A 20,273-nucleotide genomic window follows, 5' to 3' on the forward strand; every position below is an offset into this window, starting at 1 on the left:
TGCGTCGCCGCCGTCCTGCAACGTGAATGATTTTGCGTATTCGTTTTCGCACGCGTAGGCCCGGTAAGCGTTAGCGCCACCGGGCAATTGAGCCAGAGACAATCACGATTCACTGCACGTTTCAGGAACCATCGCCCATGACACAGACGCTAAGCCAGCTTGAAAACAGCGGCGCTTTCATTGAACGCCACATTGGACCGGACGCCGCACAGCAGCAAGAGATGCTGAATACCGTTGGCGCTGAGTCGTTAAACGCGCTGATCGGCCAGATTGTGCCGAAAGACATTCAGCTTGCCACGCCGCCGCAGGTAGGTGAAGCGGCGACGGAATACGCCGCGCTGGCCGAATTAAAAGCGATTGCCGGTCGCAACAAGCGCTTCACGTCTTACATTGGCATGGGTTATACCGCGGTGCAGCTGCCGCCGGTTATCCTGCGCAATATGCTGGAAAATCCGGGCTGGTACACCGCGTATACGCCTTATCAGCCGGAAGTTTCGCAGGGGCGTCTGGAAGCGCTGCTGAATTTCCAGCAGGTGACGCTGGATCTGACCGGGCTGGATATGGCCTCTGCTTCGTTGCTGGATGAAGCAACCGCTGCCGCAGAAGCGATGGCGATGGCAAAACGCATCAGTAAACTGAAAAACGCCAACCGCTTCTTTGTCGCCTCTGACGTTCACCCGCAAACGCTGGACGTCGTGCGCACCCGCGCGGAGACCTTCGGTTTTGATGTGATCGTCGATGACGCGGAAAAAGTGCTGGATCACCAGGATGTGTTCGGCGTGCTGTTGCAGCAGGTTGGCACCACCGGTGAAGTCCACGACTACAGCGCGCTGATTAGCGAACTGAAATCACGTAAAGTTATCGTCAGCGTAGCCGCCGATTTTATGGCGCTGGTGCTGCTGACGGCGCCGGGTAAACAGGGTGCGGACATTGTGTTCGGCTCTGCGCAACGCTTCGGCGTACCGATGGGCTACGGCGGCCCACACGCGGCGTTCTTTGCCGCCAAAGATGAATTCAAACGCTCCATGCCGGGCCGTATTATCGGCGTATCGAAAGATGCGGCGGGCAATACCGCACTGCGCATGGCGATGCAGACTCGCGAACAGCATATCCGTCGCGAGAAAGCGAACTCCAATATTTGTACTTCGCAGGTGCTGCTGGCCAACATCGCCAGCCTGTATGCTGTTTATCACGGTCCGGTTGGGCTGAAGCGCATTGCTAATCGCATTCACCGCCTGACCGACATTCTGGCGGCGGGCCTGCAACAAAAAGGGCTGAAACTGCGCCATGTGCATTACTTCGACACCCTGTGCGTAGAGGTGGCCGATAAAGCCGCCGTCCTGGCGCGCGCGGAGGTCGCAGAGATCAACCTGCGCAGCGACATCCACAATGCTGTCGGCATCACGCTGGATGAAACGACAACCCGCGAAAACGTGCTGCAACTGTTCTCTGTACTGCTGGGCGACGACCACGGTCTGAACATTGATACGCTGGATAAAGACGTGGCGCACGATAGCCGCTCTATCCAGGAGAGTATGCTGCGTGATGACGCGATCCTGACGCACCCGGTGTTCAACCGTTACCACAGCGAAACGGAGATGATGCGCTACATGCACTCGCTGGAGCGTAAAGATCTGGCGCTGAACCAGGCAATGATCCCGCTGGGTTCCTGTACCATGAAGCTGAACGCGGCGGCGGAGATGATCCCCATCACCTGGCCGGAATTTGCGGAACTGCATCCGTTCTGCCCGGCAGATCAGGCGGAAGGGTATCATCAGATGATCAACCAGCTTTCTGACTGGCTGGTGAAACTGACGGGCTATGATGCCGTGTGTATGCAGCCGAACTCCGGCGCGCAGGGCGAATACGCGGGCCTGCTGGCGATTCGTCATTATCACGAAAGCCGCAACGACGGTCATCGCGATATCTGTCTGATCCCGGCCTCCGCTCACGGCACCAACCCGGCTTCCGCACAGATGGCGGGTATGCAGGTGGTGGTGGTCGCATGCGATAAGAACGGCAACATCGATCTGGCGGATCTGCGCGCTAAAGCCGAGCAGGCGGGTGACAATCTCTCCTGCATCATGGTGACTTACCCATCCACCCACGGCGTGTACGAAGAAACCATTCGTGAAGTGTGCGAGATCGTGCATCAGTTCGGCGGCCAGGTATACCTCGATGGCGCAAACATGAACGCGCAGGTTGGCATTACCTCTCCGGGCTTCATCGGCGCGGATGTTTCACACCTCAACCTGCATAAAACCTTCTGCATTCCGCACGGCGGCGGCGGCCCTGGTATGGGGCCGATCGGCGTGAAATCACATCTGGCACCGTTTGTTCCGGGTCACAGCGTGGTGCAGATCGAAGGGATGCTGACCCGTCAGGGCGCGGTGTCCGCCGCACCGTTCGGCAGCGCATCCATTCTGCCGATCAGCTGGATGTACATCCGCATGATGGGCGCGGAAGGGCTGAAGCAGGCGAGCCAGGTGGCGATTCTGAACGCCAACTATATCGCCAGCCGCCTGAAAGATGCGTATCCGGTGCTGTATACCGGTCGCGATGGCCGCGTGGCGCACGAGTGTATTCTCGACATCCGTCCGCTGAAAGAAGAGACCGGCATCAGCGAGCTGGATATTGCCAAGCGTTTGATCGACTACGGTTTCCACGCGCCGACCATGTCGTTCCCGGTGGCGGGAACGTTGATGGTTGAACCGACGGAATCTGAAAGCAAAATGGAGCTGGATCGCTTTATCAATGCGATGCTGGCGATTCGTGCGGAAATCGATCGCGTGAAAGCTGGTGAGTGGCCGCTGGAGGATAACCCGCTGGTTAACGCGCCGCACACGCAGAATGAGCTGGTCGCGGAGTGGAACCACGGATACAGCCGTGAAGTCGCGGTGTTCCCGGCGGGGGTAGCGAACAAGTACTGGCCGACCGTGAAACGCCTTGATGACGTTTACGGCGACCGTAACCTGTTCTGCTCCTGCGTACCGATGAGCGAATATCAGTAATCTCTCTGCCATGCTGTAGGCCGGGTAAGCGCAAGCGCTACCCGGCTTTTTTTTATTCGGAGACAGAACTTGTAGGCCGGATAAGGTATTAGCCGCCACCCGGCAAAAAATTACAGCTTCTCGCCGTTGCTGGCGATAACCTCTTTATACCAGGTAAAACTTTTCTTCCGCGAGCGTGACATATCGCCGCTACCGTCGTCATGCTTGTTCACGTAAATAAAACCGTAACGCTTGCTGTATTGTCCGGTCGTGAATGACACGCAGTCGATGCAGCCCCACGGCGTATAGCCCATCAGATCCACACCATCATACGTCACCGCTTTCATCATCTCTTCTACGTGAGCACGCAGATAGTCGATGCGGTAATCGTCGTTGATGCTGCCGTCTTCTTCCACTTTGTCGTAGGCGCCAAACCCATTTTCCACAATAAACAGCGGCTTCTGATAGCGTTCATACAGCTCGCACAGGGAATAACGCAGGCCGACCGGGTCAATCTGCCAGCCCCAGTCGGAAGCTTTGACGTGCGGATTCGGCACGCTGCCCTCGAAGCCGGAAATGGCATCGCCGCTACCGCCTTCCGCTTTTACTGCGTTAGTCATGTAATAGCTGAAGCCAAGGTAATCGCAGGTGCCTTCGCGCAGAATCTCCGCGTCGCCAGCGTCCATGTTGATGTTAAAGCCGCGACGTTCCCATTCGTTCAGTACATAAGACGGGTAGTAGCCGCGTAGCTGAACGTCGGTAAACACATAGCGCTCGCGCATGGATTCCTGCGCGAACATGACATCTTCTGGCTTACAGGAAAACGGATAGAGCGCGACCATCGCCAGCATACAGCCGACCTTCATCTCCGGGTTGATGCGGCGTGCCGCCTTCACCGCCAGCGCGCTGGCGACGAACTGGTGATGCAGCACCTGATACATGGTTTCTTCCGGGTTTTCATGCTCGGTATACACCACGCCGGAACAGCAGTAGCCAAACAGCGGCGCGCGCCAGTTGCGCTGGTTGTTGATCTCATTGAAGGTCATCCAGTATTTGACTTTGTGCTTGTAGCGCTCAAATACCACCTCCGCGAAGCGGACGAAGAAATCCACCACTTTACGGTTGGTCCAGCCGCCGTATTGCTGTACCAGATGCAGCGGCATTTCAAAGTGGGAGAGGGTGATGACCGGTTCGATGTTGTATCTTAGCAACTCATCGAACATATCATCGTAGAATTTCAGCCCTTCTTCGTTCGGCTGCGTCTCGTCACCCTGCGGGAAAATGCGGGTCCAGGCGATGGAGGTGCGAAAGCATTTAAACCCCATCTCGGCGAACAGCTTAATGTCTTCTTTATAGTGACCGTAAAAATCGACCGCTTCATGGTTCGGATAATATTTACCCGCTACGACTTGTCGGGTGATTTCACGCGGTACGCCATGCGCTCCGCCGGTCAGCACATCACAGATGCTCGGCCCTTTGCCGCCTTTGTTCCAGCCGCCTTCAACCTGATGAGCGGCAACTGCGCCGCCCCATAAGAAATCTTTTGGTAAGGTGAGTTTTTTCATTGTTGCTCAATCTCAAATTAATACAATCTGATTTTGAGTCTAACAAAGGAAGGCAAAAAGTCACGATATAACAAAATAGCGCTGGTGTAATTTGTTACGCCCAAAAAACAATTTGTTTTTTTACGCTAATTTTTTCGCCAGCTTACGGCCTAATGATTCAAGAATATAGATAACGGGGATCTGCGTTGTAATATCATAAACGCCAGCAATACGGGTTTGTGGTACATGCCAGGAGAGATTAAAATCGGCCAGCTTTGCCAGCGCCGAATGTTCATGGCTGGTAATCGACAGCACTTTGCAGTTGTGCAGGCTGAACTGGCTGGCAAAGCGCAGGATCTCCGCAGTCTCTCCCGATACTGAAAGCACAATCGCCAGCGCGTTTTTTGCCATATCGTTGGTGACCGGAAAATAAGGATCATCAATATGATTACTGAATTTCCCGACGTTAGAGAAAAAACGTGCGCCATATTTTGCCAGCGCGCCGGAAGTTCCTGCGCCGACAAATATAATACGTTCGGAAGATAAAATGATATCGACAGCCTGATCGAGTAATTTATCAAACTCATCGTTATTGACGCTTTTAAAGAAACTGATAATTTCGCTGGCGCCAAAATTAGCCTGTTGCGGCTCATCCTGCTCTAAATATAATTTAAAGCGCACGCGGAATTCAGAGTAGCCGTCACAGTGAAGTTTGCGACAAAAACGCAGCACGGTGGTGGTGGAAACGCCCACGGCATCAGCCAGTTCGCGAATGGTCATGTACATGACTTTGTCACGGTTTTTGATGACATAGTTGTAGACCAGCATCTCAAGATTGTTGAGACTGGCGATGGCAGCGTGGGAGAACATACTCACAATGGCAAAACTCACTCATCAGACTTCATCTACAGGGAATAATAACATGCAGCCAAATGACATCACTTTTTTTCAGCGTTTCCAGGATGACATTCTGGCCGGACGCAAAACTATCACCATTCGTGACGAGTCTGAATCACACTTCAAAGCCGGGGATATTCTACGGGTTGGACGCTTCGAAGATGAGGGTTACTTCTGCACAATTGAGGTTGTTGGCACTTCAACCGTCACGCTGGACACGCTGACGGAAAAACATGCCCGGCAGGAAAACATGACGCTTGAAGAACTTAAACATGTGATTGCCGGGATTTACCCGGATCAGACGCAATTTTATGTGATTGATTTTAAATGCCTTTGATTTTAATGAACAACTGTTAGTTGAAAAATAAGTTTCAACATCATGATTTAAAAAGATTAATCTTAAGTTGATATTTATTTTAGCTAACAGGTGTTCACTGGAACCATTCTCAGTTACGCTAGAAACGCTATCACGATTGTGAACGTTCTTTGGAGTAAGCTATGGTGCAGAAACCATTAATCGCACAGGGATATTCGCTGGCAGAGGAAATTGCCAATAGCATCAGCCACGGTATTGGGTTGGTGTTTGGTATTGTCGGTCTGGTGCTGTTACTGGTTCAGGCGGTAGACGCGAATGCCAGTGCAACGGCCATTACCAGCTACAGCCTGTACGGCGGCAGCATGATCCTGCTGTTTCTTGCTTCAACCCTCTACCACGCGATTCCGCATCAGCGGGCGAAGATCTGGCTGAAAAAATTCGACCACTGCGCTATCTATCTGCTGATTGCCGGAACCTATACGCCGTTTTTGCTGGTGGGGCTGGATTCGCCGCTGGCGCGTGGGCTGATGATTGTCATCTGGAGCCTGGCGCTGCTCGGTATTTTATTCAAGCTGACTATTGCCCACCGGTTTAAGGTTCTCTCGCTGGTAACGTATTTAACGATGGGGTGGCTGTCGCTGATTGTGGTTTATCAACTGGCGATCAAACTGGCGGCGGGAGGCGTGACGCTGCTGGCGGTCGGCGGCGTGGTCTATTCGCTAGGCGTGATTTTCTACGTCTGCAAACGCATTCCCTATAACCATGCAATCTGGCACGGGTTTGTGCTGGGCGGCAGCGTGTGCCACTTTCTGGCGATCTATCTGTATGTAGGGCAGGTCTGACACACTGTTGCCGGATGGCGGCTACGCCTTATCCGGCCTACGAGGGATGGGGCCTGAAACCCAACTGCCGGATGGCGGCTAATACCTTATCCGGCCTGCATGGCGCACTGAACCGTAGGCCTGATAAGCGCAGCGCCATCAGGCGTTATTCTTTTCACTCTTCCAGCGAATAGGGCAGCGGTACGATGTGCAGAGTATTCGCATCATCGCGTACGCGAAATACGCTGTCAGCTTCCATATCGTTGTTCATGACCACCTGCACCAGAATCTGGCCGTCATCCAGTTGCACTGCCGCAAGAACGGTGCCGGTACGACGCCAGTTCTCACCCATCTGCAACTCCAGATCTTCTCCGGTTTCCGGTACGCGGCTGGCTTTACCCGCCAGAGACCAGAGCGCGCGTTTGTTCGCACCGCGGAATTTTGCCCGGGCGACCATCTCCTGCCCGCTGTAGCAGCCTTTCTTAAAGCTGATGCCGCCCAGCGCCTGTAGGTTGGTTGCCTGCGGTATAAATTGCCCGCTGTTCGCGGAGTCAATGACCGGAATGCCCGCTTCAATATCCAGCGCCAGCCACTGCTGGCTGTTGTTCAGCGCCGCTTCGCCACGCAGTTTTTCAGTCAGGGATTCAGCCGTGGCGACATCCGTAATCAGCAGAAAACGTTCCGCCGGATGTTCAAACCAAAGCAGGGTGGACGCCCCTTCGCTCACGACCTGTTTTTCGCTGTTCGGTAACTCGCTAAAGATATTCGCCAGCGCTGCGCGAGCCTGAAAACCAGCGATACCGAGCAGAACGCGCTCATCGTCAGGCGCGATCGCGACTTTAGAGAACACGGCGTATTTTTTCAGCTCGGTCAGTTGGGCCTCGCGCAGACTGCGGCGTTCAATCCAGGCAAAACCGTCGCCGTCGCGGAACAGACGCAGGTTGCTCCACATCTTCCCTTTTGCATCGCAATGGGCGACCAGTAAGTGTTGCTGTTCGGTAAGCTGGTTGACGTCCGCAGTGACCTGACCTTGCATATACTTCTCGCTGTCGGCGCCGGTGATCGAGGCCAGCGCCCAGTCATCGAGAGTGATCAGCGTCAGAGGCAAACGGGCTGACGCGGACGGTTGACGAGGAGGAAAAGGTGTAAAAGCCATAATAATGTCCTGATTTGCTTAACGCAGTAATAGTGACTAATGGTAAAAGAGCTATAGCCCATTGCAAGCGGTTTAAACATCCCATTTGTGCCTTATCGCCCGCTTTGCGAGGCGCGATGCAAAATCGATGAACCCTTTGACTTAATGTGGTTTTATTTGCCGATCATGCTTCCGTTTATGGAGATTCCCGTAAAAGAACATGAAAAACACGTTACAATAGCCGGGTACTTCATTTTCGCGAGACAGGAAGAAGAACATGGATATTAATAACAAAGCACGTATTCATTGGGCATGCCGTCGCGGTATGCGTGAGCTCGACATTTCTATCATGCCGTTTTTCGAACATGAGTACGATAACTTAAGCGATGAAGAAAAATGCATCTTTGTTCGTTTGCTGGAATGCGACGATCCTGATTTATTTAACTGGTTGATGAACCACGGTAAACCGGGTGATGCAGAACTGGAACAAATGGTGCAACTCATCCAGACACGGAATCGGGAACGTGGTCCTGTGGCAATCTGATTTACGCGTCTCCTGGCGCGCACAATGGCTCTCTTTGCTCATTCATGGGCTTGTCGCCGCATTGGTTTTATTGATGCCCTGGCCATTGAGCTACACGCCGCTCTGGCTGATATTGCTTTCGCTGGTGGTGTTCGACTGTGTGCGCAGTCAGCGGCGGATTAATACCCGGCAGGGCGAAATTAAACTGCTGATGGATGGGCGTTTACGTTGGCAAGGGCAAGACTGGACGATTCAGGGGCCGCCCTGGATGCTTAAAACTGGCATGATGCTGCGTTTGCGCGCCGACAGCGGGAAGCGTCAGCACTTGTGGCTGGCGGCAGACAGCATGGATGACGCCGAGTGGCGGGATTTACGGCGGTTAATGTTGCAACAGGCGACGCAGGGGTAACGCCAACGAAGGCCTGATGGCGCGCAGCTTTAAGGCCTACGGTTCGGTGCGCCATGCAGGCCGGACAGGGCGTTCACGCCGCTATCCGGCAAAACGGTCAGCAGGAATAGTGCTCTGCCATCTCACCGAGAATTTGCTCGCACCAGGCCTGGATGCGCTCATCGCTGAGATCGTACTGGTTGGTTTCATCCAGCGCCAGGCCGACAAAAAGTTGCCCATCGGCAATGACCGGTTTCGGGCTGGTGAACTCATAGCCTTCGGTAGGCCAGTAGCCGACAAATTTAACGCCTTTGGTGACAAGTTTGTCATGCAGCATACCCAGCGCATCCAGGAACCACTCGCCGTAGCCCAACTGGTCGCCCATGCCGTAGAGCGCGACAATTTTGCCTTCCAGCTTGAGATCGTCCAGTTGATTCCAGACGGCTTCCCAGTCTTCCTGTATTTCACCAAAATCCCAGGTCGGAATGCCTAAAATGAGCACATCGTACTGCTCCATTAAGGTCGGAGAGTCATCCTTGAGGTTGTGTAATGTGACCAGTTCCGGGCCAATAATGTCGCGAATTTTTTCCGCTGCCATTTCGGTATAGCAGGTGCTGGAACCATAAAAAAGGCCGATATTCATGACGTACTGCTCTCGATTCTTGCGATGACGATGCGGCTAGTGTACCAGAAAGGCGTCGGCTTCAGGCATAATGGTGTTGATTTAACACGCAGAGGGGCCCGAGATGGATAAGGATCTGGCGCGTATCGAGCAGTTTCTCGATGCCCTGTGGCTGGAGCGTAATCTGGCGGAAAATACGCTGAGCGCGTATCGGCGCGACTTGTCGATGGTGGTCGAATGGTTGCATCATCGTGGAAAAACGCTGGCGACGGTGCAGAGCGATGATTTACAAACGCTGCTGGCGGAACGTATGGATGGCGGGTATAAAGCCACCAGTTCCGCACGGTTGTTGAGCGCTACGCGGCGCTTCTTTCAGCATCTGTACCGTGAAAAATTTCGTGAGGACGATCCGAGCGCGCAGCTCGCGTCGCCCAAACTTCCGCAGCGTTTGCCAAAAGATCTCAGCGAAGCACAAGTTGAGAGATTATTACAGTCGCCAGTTGTTGACCAACCGCTGGAATTACGCGACAAAGCAATGCTGGAAGTGCTGTATGCGACGGGCCTGCGCGTTTCTGAGCTGGTCGGGCTGACCATGAGCGATATCAGCCTGCGCCAGGGCGTCGTGCGGGTTATCGGTAAAGGCAATAAAGAACGTCTGGTGCCGTTGGGCGAAGAAGCGGTGTACTGGCTGGAGACGTATCTGGAGCACGGGCGCCCGTGGCTGTTGAACGGTGTGTCGATTGACGTTTTATTTCCCAGCCAGCGGGCGCAACAAATGACGCGTCAGACCTTCTGGCACCGCATTAAACACTATGCCGTGCTGGCGGGAATCGACAGCGAAAAGCTGTCGCCGCACGTTTTGCGTCACGCTTTCGCCACCCATTTGCTGAATCATGGCGCTGACTTACGCGTTGTACAGATGCTGCTTGGGCATAGCGATCTCTCGACCACACAAATTTATACTCATGTCGCAACGGAGCGCTTGCGTCAACTTCATCAACAGCATCACCCGCGAGCGTGAGTGCTGACAGGAAAGGATAGGTTATGAAAAAACGTTTTATGATGTTCACCCTGCTGGCGGCGGCATTTTCGGGAATGGTCCATGCGGACGATGCAGCCATTCGCCAGTCGCTGACTAAGCTGGGCGTGCAGAGCACGGAAATTCAGCCCGCGCCGGTTGCAGGCATGAAAACCGTGCTGACCAACAGCGGCGTGCTGTACGTCACCGACGATGGTAAGCATATTATTCAGGGGCCGATGTATGACGTCAGCGGCGCGTCGCCGGTAAATGTCACCAATCAGTTGCTGATGAAACACCTGAATGCGCTGGAAAAAGAGATGATTGTTTACAAAGCGCCGCAGGAAAAACACGTCATCACCATCTTTACCGACATTACCTGCGGCTACTGTCACAAGCTGCATGAAGAGATGAAAGACTACAACGCGCTGGGGATTACCGTGCGTTATCTGGCCTTCCCGCGCCAGGGGCTGGAAAGCCAGGCCGAGCAGGATATGAAGTCCATCTGGTGCGCGAAAGACCGAAACAAATCCTTTGATGACGCGATGGCGGGCAAAGGCGTGAAAGCCGCCACCTGCGATATCGATATCGCCAATCATTATGCGCTGGGCGTGCAGTTCGGCGTGAGCGGCACGCCAGCGATTGTGCTGAGCAACGGCTATGTGGTGCCTGGCTATCAGGGGCCGAAAGAGATGAAGGCGTTCCTTGACGCGCACCAGAAACAGACCAGCGGTAAATAATTCGCGTGAAACAACAGATACAACTTCGTCGGCGTGAGGCCGACGAGACAGCTGAGCTGCCTGCTGACCTGCCGCCGTTGCTGCGCCGTTTATACGCCAGCCGGGGCGTACGCAGCGCGCAGGAGCTGGAGCGCAGCGTAAAAGGGATGCTGCCGTGGCAGCAGCTTAGCGGCGTCGAAAAGGCGGTTGAGATCCTCTATAACGCGTTTCGCGAGGGGACTCGCATCGTCGTCGTGGGCGATTTTGACGCGGATGGCGCCACCAGTACGGCGCTTAGCGTCCTCGGTATGCGTTCGCTGGGCTGTAACAATATCAGCTACCTGGTGCCAAACCGTTTTGAAGACGGCTACGGATTAAGCCCGGAAGTGGTCGATCAGGCGCATGCTCGCGGCGCGCAGCTGATTGTGACGGTGGATAACGGTATCTCTTCTCATACCGGTGTGGAACATGCCAGAGCGTTGGGGATTCCGGTGGTAGTGACCGATCACCACCTGCCGGGCGATACGCTACCTGACGCAGAAGCCATCATTAACCCGAATCTGCGAGATTGCGATTTCCCGTCGAAGTCGCTGGCAGGCGTTGGCGTGGCGTTCTATCTGATGCTGGCGCTGCGCACTTTCCTGCGTGATAAAGGCTGGTTTGATGAGCGTGGCATTACGCCGCCGAATCTGGCGGAACTGCTCGACCTGGTCGCGTTAGGCACGGTGGCGGACGTGGTGCCGCTGGACGCCAATAACCGCATCCTGACGTGGCAGGGGTTGAGCCGTATCCGCGCCGGGAAATGTCGCCCAGGCATTAAGGCGCTGCTTGAGGTGTCGAACCGCGATCCGCAGAAGCTGGCGGCCAGCGATTTAGGCTTTGCGCTGGGGCCGCGTCTGAATGCCGCAGGGCGGCTGGATGATATGTCCGTCGGCGTGGCGTTGCTGCTGTGTGATAACATCGGCGAAGCGCGGGTGCTGGCGAATGAACTGGATGCGCTGAACCAGACGCGTAAAGAGATCGAACAGGGGATGCAGGCGGAAGCGCTGACCCTGTGCGAGAAACTGGAACGCAGCCGTGAAACGCTGCCTGGCGGCCTGGCGATGTATCATCCAGAATGGCATCAGGGCGTGGTCGGCATTCTGGCTTCGCGCATTAAAGAGCGCTTCCATCGCCCGGTGATTGCCTTTGCGCCCGCCGGTGACGGTACGCTGAAAGGTTCCGGTCGTTCCATTCAGGGGCTGCATATGCGCGATGCGCTGGAGCGTCTGGATACGCTGTATCCGGGGATGATGCTCAAATTCGGCGGCCATGCGATGGCGGCAGGATTGTCGCTGGAAGAGGCGCAGTTTGAACATTTCCAGCAGCGTTTTGGCGAGCTGGTGACCGAGTGGCTCGACCCATCGTTGCTACAGGGTGAAGTGGTTTCTGATGGCCCGCTGAGCGTGGCTGAGATGACGATGGAAGTGGCGCAACTGCTGCGTGACGCAGGGCCGTGGGGGCAGATGTTCCCGGAACCGCTGTTTGACGGACGTTTTCGCCTGTTGCAGCAGCGGCTGGTCGGCGAACGCCACCTGAAAGTGATGGTCGAACCGGTTGGCGGCGGCCCGCTGCTGGACGGCATTGCGTTTAACGTTGATACTGCCTGCTGGCCGGATAACGGCGTACGCGAAGTTCAGCTTGCCTATAAGCTGGATATCAACGAGTTCCGCGGCAACCGTAGCCTACAGCTGATCATTGATCACCTCTGGCCAAATTGACAACAGTATATTAATGAGAGCGCGAATCCGGTAGAATTCCGCTCTTATCACTGCATTTTGACTAGTCCAATAAAAGAAATCAGACCATGTTTGAAATTAACCCGGTAAATAACCGCATTCAGGACCTCACGGAACGCTCTGACGTTCTTAGGGGGTATCTTTGACTACGATGCCAAGAAAGAGCGTCTGGAAGAAGTAAACGCCGAGCTGGAACAGCCGGATGTCTGGAACGAACCCGAACGCGCGCAGGCGCTGGGCAAAGAGCGTTCCTCCCTTGAAGCGATTGTCGACACCCTCGACCAAATGACTCAGGGTCTGGAAGATGTTTCCGGGCTGCTGGAGCTGGCTGTAGAAGCCGACGACGAAGAAACCTTTAACGAAGCCGTAGCTGAACTCGATACGCTGGAAGAAAAGCTGGCGCAGCTGGAATTCCGTCGTATGTTCTCCGGTGAGTATGACAGCGCGGATTGCTACCTCGATATTCAGGCAGGTTCCGGCGGTACTGAAGCGCAGGACTGGGCAAGCATGCTGGAGCGTATGTATCTGCGCTGGGCAGAAGCGCGCGGCTTTAAAACCGAAATTATTGAAGAGTCTGAAGGTGAAGTCGCGGGGATCAAATCCGTCACCATCAAGATTTCCGGCGAATACGCCTATGGCTGGCTGCGTACCGAAACCGGCGTTCATCGCCTGGTGCGTAAGAGCCCGTTCGATTCCGGCGGCCGTCGTCATACCTCGTTCAGCTCCGCGTTCGTCTACCCGGAAGTTGACGATGATATTGATATCGAGATCAACCCGGCAGACCTGCGTATCGACGTTTATCGCGCATCCGGTGCGGGCGGTCAGCACGTTAACCGTACAGAATCTGCGGTACGTATTACGCACATCCCGACCGGGATTGTGACGCAGTGCCAGAACGACCGTTCCCAGCACAAAAACAAAGACCAGGCCATGAAGCAGATGAAAGCGAAGCTTTATGAACTGGAGATGCAGAAGAAAAATGCCGAGAAACAGGCGATGGAAGATAACAAATCCGACATCGGCTGGGGCAGCCAGATTCGTTCTTATGTCCTTGATGACTCCCGCATTAAAGACTTGCGTACCGGGGTTGAGACCCGCAACACGCAGGCGGTGCTGGATGGCAGCCTGGATCAATTTATCGAAGCAAGTTTGAAAGCAGGGTTATGAGGAACCAACATGTCTGAACAACACGCACAGGGCGCTGACGCGGTAACCGATCTTAACAATGAACTGAAAACGCGCCGCGAGAAGCTGGCTAGCCTGCGCGAGCAGGGTATTCCGTTCCCGAATGATTTTCGTCGCGATCACACCTCAGACCAACTGCACGCTGACTTCGACGCGAAAGAGAACGAAGAACTGGAAGCGCTGAACATCGAAGTGTCCGTTGCGGGCCGTATGATGACCCGTCGTATTATGGGTAAAGCGTCTTTCGTTACGTTGCAGGATGTCGGCGGCCGTATTCAGCTGTACGTTGCCCGTGACGATCTGCCGGAAGGCGTTTACAACGAGCAGTTCAAAAAATGGGATCTGGGCGATATCCTCGGCGCGAAAGGGAAGCTGTTCAAGACCAAAACCGGTGAGCTGTCCATCCACTGCACCGAACTGCGTCTGCTGACTAAAGCGTTGCGTCCGCTGCCGGATAAATTCCACGGCTTGCAGGATCAGGAAGCGCGCTATCGCCAGCGTTACCTGGATCTCATCTCTAACGATGAATCCCGTAACACCTTTAAAGTCCGTTCACAGATTATGGCGGGTATTCGTCAGTTCATGGTGGGCCGCGGCTTTATGGAAGTGGAAACTCCGATGATGCAGGTGATTCCTGGCGGTGCGGCAGCTCGTCCGTTTATCACCCATCACAACGCGCTGGATCTGGACATGTACCTGCGTATCGCGCCGGAACTGTACCTGAAGCGTCTGGTGGTTGGCGGTTTCGAGCGCGTGTTCGAAATCAACCGTAACTTCCGTAACGAAGGGATCTCCGTTCGTCATAACCCAGAGTTCACCATGATGGAACTCTATATGGCGTATGCGGACTATAAAGACCTGATCGAACTGACCGAATCGCTGTTCCGTACGCTGGCGCAGGATATCCTGGGCAAAACTGAAGTGCCTTACGGCGATGAAGTGTTCGACTTCGGCAAGCCGTTCGAAAAACTGACCATGCGCGAGGCTATCAAGAAATACCGTCCTGAAACGGATATGGCCGATCTGGATAACTTCGACTCTGCCAAAGCGATCGCTGAATCTATCGGCATCAAGGTTGAGAAAAGCTGGGGCCTGGGCCGAATCGTAACTGAGATCTTCGAAGAAGTGGCGGAAGCGCACCTGATTCAGCCGACCTTCATCACCGAATATCCGGCAGAGGTTTCTCCGCTGGCGCGCCGTAACGACGTGAACCCGGAAATCACCGACCGCTTTGAATTCTTCATCGGCGGCCGTGAAATTGGTAACGGCTTTAGCGAGCTGAACGATGCAGAAGATCAGGCGCAGCGTTTCCAGGATCAGGTTAACGCGAAAGAAGCCGGTGACGACGAAGCGATGTTCTACGACGAAGACTACGTTACTGCTCTGGAGCACGGTCTGCCGCCGACAGCGGGTCTGGGAATTGGTATCGACCGCATGGTAATGCTGTTCACCAACAGCCACACCATCCGCGACGTGATTCTGTTCCCGGCGATGCGTCCGGTAAAATAAGACGTGAGATGCCGGATGGCGGCTTCGCCTTATCCGGCCTACGTTTTGCACCTCTGTAGGCCCGGTAAGCGTAGCGCCACCGGGCACAAAGCCAGTAAATTAACCCTGGCTGTACTCCCGCAACAACTCACGCGCCTTGTCGTCAGACGTCTGCAACACCATCCACGGACTGAACGCCCACGGCGCCGCGCTCAATGCTTGCAGTACGGTTTCCAGGCCGCTCCACTGGTAATCCATCACTTCATCCGGGTTTACCTGTAGCGCGCTGGTCACCTGCGCGGCGTATACCGGACAGACCTCATTTTCCACGATGCCATTCGGGTCAGTTGCCCGATAGCGAAAATCTGGATAGACGGGCGTCAGGTTGGTAATTTCGACGCCAAGCTCAAAACGGCTGCGTCGGATAATTGCCGCTTCAGTGCTTTCTCCCTGCTGTGGGTGTCCGCATACTGAGTTGGTCCAGACTCCTGGCCACGCTTTTTTACTGAGTGAGCGGCGAGTGACCAGCAATTGCCCCTGCGTGTTAAACAACCAGCATGAGAAGGCGAGATGTAAAAGGGTATCAGAGGTATGAGCCGCATATTTCTCCAGTATGCCGTCAGGATTACCCTGCTCATCCAGCAATATGACATGTTCCCCGGTCATAAAAACTCCTGAATATGAAAATAGCCGCATACTGCTGCAAGCCATATACTCTGGCAACTAGCGTAGTCTATATAGGGTGGAAAGGCATTACCAAAAGTAGCGGTGGCAAGAAGGAGATATCGTGACGTCGATGGCAATACATTGGGCATCTGGCTTTTGGCTGCTATGATAAGGCGTTTGAAATGTTGCGAGGAATAGTTTTGAGTGCAGGACGCCTGAACAACAAGAGCCTGAGTATTGTGATGCTGCTTTGTGCAGGCTTGCTTTTAGCGGGCTGCTCCAGCAATCAATCTTCTGATTCGGGTTCCGTCTATACCGTTAAGCGGGGAGATACGCTCTACCGCATTTCGCGCACGACGGGAACCAGCGTGAAAGAACTTGCCCGCCTGAACGGTATTTCCCCGCCTTACACCATTGAGGTCGGGCAAAAACTGAAACTGGGCGGCGGGGCGAAGCGTTCCGGTTCATCGCGTGCGACCACGGCGAAATCCTCTACGAAAACGGCGGCAGTCAGACCGTCCTCTTCTGTGCCGCAATCTTCCTGGCCTCCGGTAGGGCAACGTTGCTGGCGCTGGCCTGCCAGCGGCAAAGTCATTTTGCCTTATTCAACGGCGGAAGGCGGCAACAAAGGCATTGATATTTCCGCCGCGCGCGGCACGCCGATTTATGCGGCAGGGGCAGGGAAGGTGGTCTATGTCGGCAACCAGTTACGCGGTTACGGGAACCTCATCATGATTAAACATAATGAGGATTACATCACCGCTTATGCTCACAACGACACGCTGTTAGTTAACAACGGGCAGAGCGTGAAAGCCGGGCAGAAAATTGCCACAATGGGGAGCACTGATGCGGATTCCGTTCGATTGCACTTCCAGATTCGCTACCGCGCAACAGCGATTGATCCGCTGCGTTATTTACCGCCGCAGGGGAGCAAACCAAAATGCTGACGGTGAATTAATCGCCAGTCAGTGAGCAAGCACCTTGTCAATAAGAGCGTAAGGTTTATAATGCCTTACGCATCTCGAAGCGGGCGTAGTTCAATGGTAGAACGAGAGCTTCCCAAGCTCTATACGAGGGTTCGATTCCCTTCGCCCGCTCCAGCTTCAAGTTTCCTGAACTCCGCATTCAACTCCCAACAGGATTAACTGCCCGCTATTATGGCGTCCGTGCCAGTAGTGCGGTCATTAACAGTCGTATCAACAATCTTCAATAATCAGATATACCGCCTTAACCGGGCCATGCACGCCGACCACCTTGATCAGTTCGATATCCGCCGTTGAGCTGGGTCCACTGATGATGTTAATACACGATGGCATGCGTTCACCGGCCTGCGATTTCTGATGCAGTTTTTCCGCCAGTTGTGCCACGCGCGGCAGAATGGTGCTCTTGCGTAGCACGAAAATCGAGGACTCCGGCAGCAGGCTTAATGAACGCCCGCGCTCAGGCGCGGAAAACAGCACCACACCGCCCGATTCCGTTAAGCCATATTCGGCATACACTACGCCGACTTTCGCTTGTTCGGCTTGGGTAACATTTTCTGCTCCCCGGGCCGGGGCCCAGACCACGGCGTTGCATTCCTGTTGCAAGCGTTCGGTGATGCCCAGTTCAACCAGTCGGCTATCGCCGCTGAGCACCACCGATTTATGCCCCAGTTCTTCACACAGGCGTAACGCCGCTTCCGGCGCCTGCGCTTCGCTGGTCAGTTCGCAGCGTACCAGCATGACATCGCTCGCAAACTGGATAAACGCGTCGCAGCGCTGCTGCTGGCTAAGTTCGGTCAGTCGCTCGTTCGCATAGTTGTTAACCGGCAGCGTATCTGCCTGCGGTTCGAATCGCAGCGGGCGGCCCAGCGCCTGGGCGATAGTGTTTAAAAACGCGCTACGGTTATCCATTCTTTTTCTCCTCTGCCTGATGTTTCTTAAACCAGCTACGGAAACTCTCTCCGTCAGCATCAGGGAGATCTCGCGCCTCCATCCAGTCACCAATAGCGCCGACTTTAAGCGGCGTTTTACCGCCATTAATAAACCAGCTTGCCGCATGGGCGCCCGCCATCATCCCGACTTTCCACAGCCCAGGATGGCTATTGGCATAAGCGAACATTTTGATCGCCCGTCGCTCGGCTTTCGGGGTAATGCCCTCTTCGGCCATCACTCGGCGATGGCGCAGGATCAGTTTTGACAGCGGAATGCGCACCGGGCAGACGCTGTCGCAGGCCGTGCATAATGAACAGGCATACGGCAGATCTTTAAAATCCTTATAACCGCCGAGCAGCGGGGAAATCACCGCGCCGATAGGGCCGGGATAGATAGAGCCATAGCCGTGTCCACCAATGTGGCGGTATGCCGGGCAGGTGTTCATACAGGCTCCGCAGCGAATGCAGCGCAGCACGTCGCGAAATTCAGAACCGAGTACCTGGGAGCGCCCGTTATCCACGATAACCAGATGGAACTCTTCCGGCCCGTCAACGTGGCCCGCCTCGCGTGGGCCGGTCAGCCAGGTGTTGTAACCCGTCAAACGTGCGCCAACGGCGCTGCGCGCCAGCATAGTGATCAGTACGTCCACGTCGGCAAAGGTGGGGGCGATACGCTCCATCCCCATCACCGCAATGTGCGTTTTCGGCAGCGTGGTACACATCCGCGCATTGCCTTCGTTGGTCACCAGGCACACCGAACCGGTTTCCGCCACGGCGAAATTGCAGCCGGTAATACCGATTTCAGCGCTGAGGAAATCCTCGCGGATCTTCTGGCGGATGAATAAGGTCATTGCTTCTGGCGTTTCCGGGCCGTTATAGCCCAGACGTTCATGCAACACGCGGCGGATCTGATAGCGATCCTTATGGATTGCCGGAACCACAACGTGTGAAGGCGGGTCCTGATCCAACTGGAGAATATACTCGCCCAGATCGGTTTCGATCACCTGAATTCCGGCATCCTGCAACACATGATTGACGCCAATCTCTTCGGTCACCATCGACTTGGACTTCACTACCTTGCGCGCGTTTTTACTTTGGGCGACCTGTAAAATGTAGCGGGTGGCTTCTTCTTTGGTTTTGGCGAAATAGACGTGCCCGCCGTTTTCCGTCACTTTCTCGGTGAGTTGATACAGGTAAGCGTCGAGATTGCTCAGAACGTGATCGCGGATCTGGCTGGCACGGTCACGCCATTCGTCCCAGTGCCCTAACTCATCGACCATTTTTTGCCGATTCGCGCCGATACGCTCCTGCGCATTGGCCACGGCTTTGCGCATGATCGGATCTTCAATTTGCTGACGAATGCGCAGTTTAAATTCTACATCGCTGGTTTTTATCGACATCTCTTTCCCCTCAGCGGCTCATCAGCACTTCAGCAATATGCATCACTTTGACCGGCTGGCCTTCCCGTTGCAGTCGACCGCCAATGTTCAGCAGGCAACTGACGTCTGCGCCAATCAAATATTCAGGCCGGGCATCCATCAGGTGTAAGACTTTCTCTTTCACCATCTCGCCGGATATTTCGGCCATTTTGACCGAGAACGTCCCGCCAAATCCGCAGCAGGTATCCTGATCGGCAAACGTCAACAGCTCCAGCCCGCGCACATTTTTCAGTAGCGTGAGCGGTTCTTCCTTCACTCCCAGCTTGCGGGTCAGGCTACAGGATGGGTGATAGACAGCTCTGCCCTGAAGGCTGGCTCCCACATCCACCACACCCAGTTTATTAACGATAAAGGAGGTGAGATCCTGCATGCGCGCGGCGACCTTTTCCGCACGTAACGCCCATTCAGGCTCATCGACCAGATATGTTGGGTAGCTTTTTACCGCGTAGGTACAGGAGCCAGCAGGAGAGATAATCGGGTCGTCGTTGTCTTCCAGCGCTGCGATCAGGTTTTTCATCCCCGGGATCGCTTCTTTGATGTAGCCGCTGTTGATGGCTGGCTGGCCGCAACACCCTTGCTTCTCAGGGAAATTAACGCGGCAGCCCAGTTTTTCCAGCAGCAATACGGAGTCTCGGGCCATCCGTGATTTCAGCGCGTCACCAATACAGGTAACAAAGAAATTTACATTCACAATCAATGCTCCATTGCTTCACTTCTATTTAGCCCCGATGGCAACCGGCCACCGGGTCATAAATCAATAATAAAAACGACCATTGTTTTTCGGTTTATCCTACTCCACGTTCATTTGTATGACAAAATAGAATAATCCACC

19 protein-coding genes and 1 tRNA gene are annotated in these 20,273 nt (G+C 54.5%); 12 read left to right on the forward strand and 8 right to left on the reverse strand.

Annotated elements, in window-relative coordinates:
- Nucleotides 1–137: 137 nt before the first annotated feature.
- Nucleotides 138–3,011: an aminomethyl-transferring glycine dehydrogenase gene (gcvP, locus tag OGX84_RS21825; protein ID WP_112001574.1), complete on the forward strand. Its 2,874-nt coding sequence runs from the start codon at nt 138–140 to the stop codon at nt 3,009–3,011.
- Between the two features lie 110 nt (nt 3,012–3,121).
- On the opposite strand, the gene bglA is transcribed toward gcvP, so the two are convergent.
- Entirely contained in the window at nt 3,122–4,555 is a 1,434-nt protein-coding gene (gene bglA / locus OGX84_RS21830; protein ID WP_012135007.1) for a 6-phospho-beta-glucosidase BglA, read from the reverse strand.
- A gap of 120 nt (nt 4,556–4,675) precedes the next feature.
- Entirely contained in the window at nt 4,676–5,404 is a 729-nt protein-coding gene (locus tag OGX84_RS21835; RefSeq protein ID WP_012135006.1) for a MurR/RpiR family transcriptional regulator, read from the reverse strand.
- A gap of 52 nt (nt 5,405–5,456) precedes the next feature.
- Between OGX84_RS21835 and yqfB the strand changes: the two genes are divergently transcribed.
- Nucleotides 5,457–5,768, forward strand: coding sequence for a N(4)-acetylcytidine aminohydrolase (gene yqfB / locus OGX84_RS21840; RefSeq protein ID WP_047461422.1), 312 nt, complete (start codon nt 5,457–5,459; stop codon nt 5,766–5,768).
- Nucleotides 5,769–5,929: 161 nt separating this feature from the next.
- Nucleotides 5,930–6,589 carry a PAQR family membrane homeostasis protein TrhA gene (gene trhA, locus OGX84_RS21845; protein ID WP_012135004.1) on the forward strand — a complete coding sequence of 220 codons (660 nt, stop codon included), beginning with the start codon at nt 5,930–5,932 and terminating at the stop codon, nt 6,587–6,589.
- A 154-nt stretch (nt 6,590–6,743) separates the two neighbouring features.
- On the opposite strand, the gene ygfZ is transcribed toward trhA, so the two are convergent.
- Entirely contained in the window at nt 6,744–7,724 is a 981-nt protein-coding gene (gene ygfZ, locus OGX84_RS21850) for a tRNA-modifying protein YgfZ (RefSeq protein WP_104868221.1), read from the reverse strand.
- A 256-nt stretch (nt 7,725–7,980) separates the two neighbouring features.
- Between ygfZ and sdhE the strand changes: the two genes are divergently transcribed.
- Both sdhE and OGX84_RS21860 read left to right on the forward strand, forming a co-directional pair.
- Nucleotides 7,981–8,247, forward strand: a complete 267-nt coding sequence (gene sdhE, locus OGX84_RS21855; RefSeq protein WP_112001575.1) for an FAD assembly factor SdhE — start codon at nt 7,981–7,983, stop codon at nt 8,245–8,247.
- Nucleotides 8,228–8,635, forward strand: a complete 408-nt coding sequence (locus OGX84_RS21860) for a protein YgfX (protein ID WP_024130921.1) — start codon at nt 8,228–8,230, stop codon at nt 8,633–8,635. The genes sdhE and OGX84_RS21860 overlap by 20 nt, the downstream gene beginning before the upstream one ends.
- A gap of 97 nt (nt 8,636–8,732) precedes the next feature.
- Here the strand turns inward: OGX84_RS21860 and fldB are convergent, their stop codons facing one another.
- Complete coding sequence (gene fldB, locus OGX84_RS21865; protein ID WP_012134999.1) at nt 8,733–9,257, reverse strand: flavodoxin FldB; 525 nt, start codon at nt 9,255–9,257, stop codon at nt 8,733–8,735.
- 103 nt (nt 9,258–9,360) lie between these two features.
- Between fldB and xerD the strand changes: the two genes are divergently transcribed.
- The 5 genes from xerD to lysS all read left to right on the forward strand — a co-directional run bounded on the left by xerD (nt 9,361) and on the right by lysS (nt 15,445).
- Nucleotides 9,361–10,257: a site-specific tyrosine recombinase XerD gene (gene xerD / locus OGX84_RS21870; RefSeq protein WP_012134998.1), complete on the forward strand. Its 897-nt coding sequence runs from the start codon at nt 9,361–9,363 to the stop codon at nt 10,255–10,257.
- 23 nt (nt 10,258–10,280) lie between these two features.
- Nucleotides 10,281–10,994 carry a bifunctional protein-disulfide isomerase/oxidoreductase DsbC gene (gene dsbC / locus OGX84_RS21875; protein ID WP_112001576.1) on the forward strand — a complete coding sequence of 238 codons (714 nt, stop codon included), beginning with the start codon at nt 10,281–10,283 and terminating at the stop codon, nt 10,992–10,994.
- Nucleotides 10,995–10,999: 5 nt separating this feature from the next.
- On the forward strand, nt 11,000–12,733 hold the full coding sequence (recJ, locus tag OGX84_RS21880; RefSeq protein WP_049008966.1) for a single-stranded-DNA-specific exonuclease RecJ: 1,734 nt from the start codon (nt 11,000–11,002) through the stop codon (nt 12,731–12,733).
- A gap of 86 nt (nt 12,734–12,819) precedes the next feature.
- Nucleotides 12,820–13,918, forward strand: a protein-coding gene (gene prfB, locus OGX84_RS21885) for a peptide chain release factor 2 (RefSeq protein ID WP_096753903.1) whose coding sequence is annotated in 2 segments (ribosomal slippage) — nt 12,820–12,894 and nt 12,896–13,918 — 1,098 coding nt in all. Because the reading frame shifts where the segments join, the coding sequence is not laid out codon by codon here.
- A gap of 9 nt (nt 13,919–13,927) precedes the next feature.
- The gene (lysS, locus tag OGX84_RS21890) at nt 13,928–15,445 is read left to right on the forward strand and encodes a lysine--tRNA ligase (protein ID WP_012134993.1); all 1,518 of its coding nucleotides are present in this window, start codon (nt 13,928–13,930) and stop codon (nt 15,443–15,445) included.
- Between the two features lie 99 nt (nt 15,446–15,544).
- Here the strand turns inward: lysS and idi are convergent, their stop codons facing one another.
- Complete coding sequence (idi, locus tag OGX84_RS21895; protein WP_112001578.1) at nt 15,545–16,090, reverse strand: isopentenyl-diphosphate Delta-isomerase; 546 nt, start codon at nt 16,088–16,090, stop codon at nt 15,545–15,547.
- 200 nt (nt 16,091–16,290) lie between these two features.
- Here idi and actS point away from each other — a divergent pair, with 200 nt between their 5' ends.
- Both actS and OGX84_RS21905 read left to right on the forward strand, forming a co-directional pair.
- Complete coding sequence (actS, locus tag OGX84_RS21900; protein WP_058668057.1) at nt 16,291–17,037, forward strand: amidase activator ActS; 747 nt, start codon at nt 16,291–16,293, stop codon at nt 17,035–17,037.
- Between the two features lie 79 nt (nt 17,038–17,116).
- Nucleotides 17,117–17,190 (forward strand) — tRNA-Gly (locus OGX84_RS21905).
- A 96-nt stretch (nt 17,191–17,286) separates the two neighbouring features.
- On the opposite strand, the gene OGX84_RS21910 is transcribed toward OGX84_RS21905, so the two are convergent.
- From OGX84_RS21910 to OGX84_RS21920, 3 genes are read right to left on the reverse strand one after another with little or no spacing between them, the layout of a single operon-like run.
- Nucleotides 17,287–17,982, reverse strand: coding sequence for a LutC/YkgG family protein (locus OGX84_RS21910; RefSeq protein ID WP_012134990.1), 696 nt, complete (start codon nt 17,980–17,982; stop codon nt 17,287–17,289).
- Entirely contained in the window at nt 17,975–19,402 is a 1,428-nt protein-coding gene (locus tag OGX84_RS21915) for a LutB/LldF family L-lactate oxidation iron-sulfur protein (RefSeq protein ID WP_112001579.1), read from the reverse strand. Before OGX84_RS21915 ends, OGX84_RS21910 begins: the two co-directional genes overlap by 8 nt.
- A gap of 10 nt (nt 19,403–19,412) precedes the next feature.
- A complete protein-coding gene (locus OGX84_RS21920; RefSeq protein WP_024130919.1) occupies nt 19,413–20,132 on the reverse strand; it encodes a (Fe-S)-binding protein in 720 nt (239 codons plus the stop codon).
- Between the last annotated feature and the right edge of the window lie 141 nt (nt 20,133–20,273).

It is taken from the genome of Citrobacter sp. CK202 (assembly GCF_030333225.1).
Classification (GTDB): Bacteria; Pseudomonadota; Gammaproteobacteria; order Enterobacterales; family Enterobacteriaceae; genus Citrobacter_B; species Citrobacter_B koseri.